Origin of the sequence: Thiohalocapsa halophila, assembly GCF_016583825.1 — a bacterium.
Lineage (GTDB): Bacteria > Pseudomonadota > Gammaproteobacteria > Chromatiales > Chromatiaceae > Thiohalocapsa > Thiohalocapsa halophila.
In genome coordinates this window covers 1-3,671 of sequence record NZ_NRRV01000143.1, presented here as the reverse complement: position 1 = coordinate 3,671, position 3,671 = coordinate 1, and the positions used below count along the sequence as shown (strand labels likewise).

Annotated in this window: 4 protein-coding genes and 1 pseudogene; 2 read left to right on the top strand and 3 right to left on the bottom strand. The window is 68.9% G+C overall.

Annotated features, from left to right (window positions below; translation table 11 throughout):
- Positions 1-154, top strand: a pseudogene (locus CKO31_RS25395) (ISKra4-like element ISTvi1 family transposase); the annotation flags it as partial.
- Between the two features lie 205 nt (positions 155-359).
- Here the strand turns inward: CKO31_RS25395 and CKO31_RS25390 are convergent.
- From CKO31_RS25390 to CKO31_RS25380, 3 genes are read right to left on the bottom strand one after another with little or no spacing between them, the layout of a single operon-like run.
- Positions 360-785, bottom strand: a complete 426-nt coding sequence (locus tag CKO31_RS25390; RefSeq protein ID WP_200243511.1) for a type II toxin-antitoxin system VapC family toxin — start codon at positions 783-785, stop codon at positions 360-362.
- Entirely contained in the window at positions 769-954 is a 186-nt protein-coding gene (locus tag CKO31_RS25385) for an antitoxin (protein WP_200243509.1), read from the bottom strand. Before CKO31_RS25385 ends, CKO31_RS25390 begins: the two co-directional genes overlap by 17 nt.
- Entirely contained in the window at positions 954-1,832 is an 879-nt protein-coding gene (locus tag CKO31_RS25380; protein WP_200243506.1) for an SIR2 family protein, read from the bottom strand. The genes CKO31_RS25385 and CKO31_RS25380 overlap by 1 nt, the downstream gene beginning before the upstream one ends.
- Positions 1,833-2,151: 319 nt before the next feature.
- Between CKO31_RS25380 and nifE the strand changes: the two genes are divergently transcribed.
- Positions 2,152-3,633: a nitrogenase iron-molybdenum cofactor biosynthesis protein NifE gene (gene nifE / locus CKO31_RS25375; RefSeq protein WP_200243504.1), complete on the top strand. Its 1,482-nt coding sequence runs from the start codon at positions 2,152-2,154 to the stop codon at positions 3,631-3,633.
- Positions 3,634-3,671: the final 38 nt, after the last annotated feature.

Sequence of the window (3,671 nt, the reverse complement as noted above, 5' to 3'; positions counted from 1 at the left end):
AAGCGCACACCGCTACGTCGTTCAGCAGCGTCTCAAGCGCCCCGGCGCGTGGTGGACGCCCGACAACGCCGAGGCCATGCTGGCGCTGCGCCTCGTGCGCGCAAACGGCCAGTGGTCAGCGTACTGGAGCAGCCATCTCAAGCAAGTCGCATGACAATGTAAGCGGCCACATCAGTTTTGCTCGCACCCCGTGCCCGCCGAGGGCTTGACACCCGCCGCGACGACAGCAACGCAGTCAGCGGCGTTGCTCATCACGCCGGCCACCTGTTCCGCTGACTGCGTCGGGCGGAGACGGCGGATGCGCTTCGCCCGATTTCTGAGCAAGGTCCGCCCTTGTCTGTTCTCGTTGTTCTTGCCCGTTACCAAGTAAGCACATCCGGTGCTTCCAACCAATCCTCCAGCGTCAGCCCGTCCACCCGGCGAAACTCCCCGAGGTTGGTCGTGACCAGTACCGCGCCCTCCGCTCGTGCGTGGGCCGCGATCAGGAGGTCTATGTTCCCGATCGGGGTGCCGGCCTTGCGCAGCTGGGCGCGGATCTGCGCATAGTGGGCAGCGGCGGTCTCGGACCAGTGGAGCACCGCGAACCGACGCCGAAAATCATCGATGTCGGCGCGGATGTCGTCCCCGTGCGTCGGATGCTGCTCGGCGCCGTACAGCAGCTCCGCCAGCACCACCACGGAGATGGCCAGGTTGCCGTGCCCGACCGCATCGAAGCGCCGTTTGACACCCGGCGGCCGGCAGCGGATGACGTAGCTGGCCGTGTTGGTGTCAAGCATCCAGCGCATCGGCCCAGTCGCGCTCCTGCGGCGGCTCCTGCTCGCGCTCGGCGAGAAAGTCGTCCGGCGTGCGTGGGGCTGCGGCAAAGAAGTCGTCCCAACCGACCGGCACAGCGGCGCTCGCCGCCACCTCGACCGCCGTCAGTCCGGCCCAGGCGCATCGGCCCAAGGCCAGCATTAGCAGCCCACCTCGTACGCCGGCGGCACCAGCCCCTCGTCGGCAACGCCAGCCGCGGCGAGCAGGTCCGCCACGTCCGCCTCGATGACCTCGATGCCCTTCTTGTCGCAGAAGCGCAGCTCCTTCTCCGTCGGCTCCGGGATCAGCGCGTAACCCGCGGGCTCGCCGGCGGCGTAGATGATGTCGGACATCACCATGCGCTCGGTGTCGCGGGTGAAGCGCAGCCCCAGGAACAGGTACTGTCGGCCCACGCGGTGCTCCTTCAGGAACTTCGGCAGGCCGAAGCCGCCCATGAGCTCGGTGAGGTAGTCCACAAAGTCGGCGTCGGAGGCGATGTAGGTGGGATCGGGCCGCGGACTGCCCAGGGGCTTGAACAGGATGGGCAGCCGCGGGTCGGCGCTGGACTGGTCGATCTCACGGTAGGCCTCGCCGTCGTAGGCGTGCAGCTTGAAGCGGTAGTCGGTGCCGCCCACCCGGGCGATGCCGCGGATCAGCAGGTGCTCGCGGTCGGTAAAGGAGTCCTGGAGCTGGATGTCGCGGTTGATGTCGATGACATAGGGCGGTGCGGCGGCGGCGAGCCAGTCGTGCAGTGCGGCGCGGGTCCACCGGCGCTGGCCGTAGAGCGTATCCAGAAAGCGGTTCACGGCGCTGCGACCGCGCTTCAGCTCGACGTTCATGGCCGCGCGCGGGAACTCCCACATGAGCTTCGGCGCCATGGGCCGCCCCTGGTTCATGGCGATGATGAGGTCGTCGCTCAGCGCCGGCATGGGCTCGCCGTTGTCGGCATCGCGTACATCGGCGAGCACGCCGGGGCCGAGGTAGGGAACCAGATCGCCGCGCTGCGCGGCCTGGGCGAGATCGGTGAGGGCAAGGGACATGGGCTGGGCTTCCGTCGTTGTCGGACCGGGGGTCATCCAATGCCGGCAAGCAACCCTGGTGCCAAACCCTGCACGGACTCCCAAGGTCTTCCCCAGCCGCGCTCACACTGCGGCGCGGCGCTGTCCCAAACCCCTCACCCAGCACGGCTTGTCGACTTTGTGACATTGCCGGCGCGAGCCCTTGCACAGGCGTCGCCACCATGCCGTCACCTCCGCAGAACAACCACTTGGCGCAACCAGCGCACCGCCGGCGGCAGCCGCCGGGGCGCTGGCACGGCTTCTGCTTCCCGCCCTCCGAACCCCACGCGCAGGATCGAGCATGAAGCAGAAAGACATCGCCGCGCTCCTCGACGAGCCGGCCTGCGAGCACAACAAGAAAGAGAAGTCCGGCTGCGCCAAGACCAAGCCCGGCGCCACCGCCGGCGGCTGCGCCTTCGACGGCGCGCAGATTGCGCTTTTGCCCATCGTCGATGTCGCGCACATCGTGCACGGCTCCATCGCCTGCGCCGGCAGCGCCTGGGACAACCGCGGCACCCGCTCCACGGGGCCGGAGCTGTTCAAGCTCGGCATGACCACGGACCTGACGGAGCAGGACGTCATCATGGGCCGGGGCGAGAAGCGGCTCTTCCACGGCATCAAGCAGGCCATCGAGGGCTACCGGCCGGCGGCGGTGCTGGTCTACAACACCTGTGTGCCGGCGCTCATCGGCGACGATATCGGTGCCGTGTGCAAGGCGGCCACGGAGCGCTGGGGCACGCCCGTCATCGCGGTGGACGCCGCCGGCTTCTACGGCACCAAGAACCTCGGCAACCGCATCGCCGGCGAGACCATGGTCAAGCAGGTGTGCGGCACCCGCGAGCCGGACCCGGTGCCGGCGGGGATCGAGCGCGACGGCTTCAAGGTCCACGACATCAATCTCATCGGCGAGTACAACATCGCCGGCGAGCTCTGGCACGTGCTGCCGCTGCTAGACGAGCTGGGGCTGCGCGTGCTGTGCACGCTCTCCGGCGATGCGCGCTTCCGCGAAGTGCAGACCATGCACCGCGCGGACGTCAACATGATGGTCTGCTCCAAGGCCATGATCAACGTGGCCCGCCAGCTCAAGGACGCCTATGGCATGCCCTGGTTCGAGGGCAGCTTCTACGGCGTCGCCGACATGTCCCGCGCCCTGCGCGACTTCGCCCGGCGCATCGACGACCCGGCGCTCACCGAGCGCACCGAGGCGCTGATCGCCCGCGAGGAGGCGCGCCTCACCACGGCACTGGCCCCCTGGCGCGAGCGCCTGCAAAGCAAGCGCGCCCTGCTCTACACCGGCGGGGTCAAGTCCTGGTCCGTGGTGTCGGCCCTGCAGGATCTGGGCATCACCGTGGTGGCCACCGGCACCAAGAAGTCCACCGAGGACGACAAGGCCCGCATCCGCGCGCTGATGGGCGAGGACGCACCCATGATCGAGGACGGCAACCCGCGCTCGCTGCTGGACTTGTACAAGCGCTACGACGCGGACGTCATGATCGCCGGCGGGCGCAACATGTACACCGCGCTCAAGGCGCGCATTCCGTTCCTGGACATCAACCAAGAGCGCGAATTCGGCTACGCCGGCTACGCCGGCATGCTGGAGCTGGCGCGACAGATCTGCGTCACTGTGGAGAGTCCCATCTGGGGCGCCGTGCGCAGCGCCCCGCCCTGGGCGCTGCCCGCCGCAGCCGCCGCCGAGGCGACTCCGGCACCCGTGGGCGCGCCGTCCCCGGCGCGATCGGCCGAGCACGACGGCACCGAGCGGGAGGTCGCCAACCATGCCTGAGCCCACCGACCTGCCCGGCATCACCCCGCCCCCGGTCA

Excerpts from the sequence above, each read along its gene's own strand:
- CKO31_RS25390 (WP_200243511.1), bottom strand. The coding sequence starts at position 785 with ATGCGCTGGATGCTTGACACCAACACGGCCAGCTACGTCATCCGCTGC.
- CKO31_RS25385 (WP_200243509.1), bottom strand. The coding sequence starts at position 954 with ATGCTGGCCTTGGGCCGATGCGCCTGGGCCGGACTGACGGCGGTCGAG.
- CKO31_RS25380 (WP_200243506.1), bottom strand. The coding sequence starts at position 1,832 with ATGTCCCTTGCCCTCACCGATCTCGCCCAGGCCGCGCAGCGCGGCGAT.
- nifE (WP_200243504.1), top strand. The coding sequence starts at position 2,152 with ATGAAGCAGAAAGACATCGCCGCGCTCCTCGACGAGCCGGCCTGCGAG.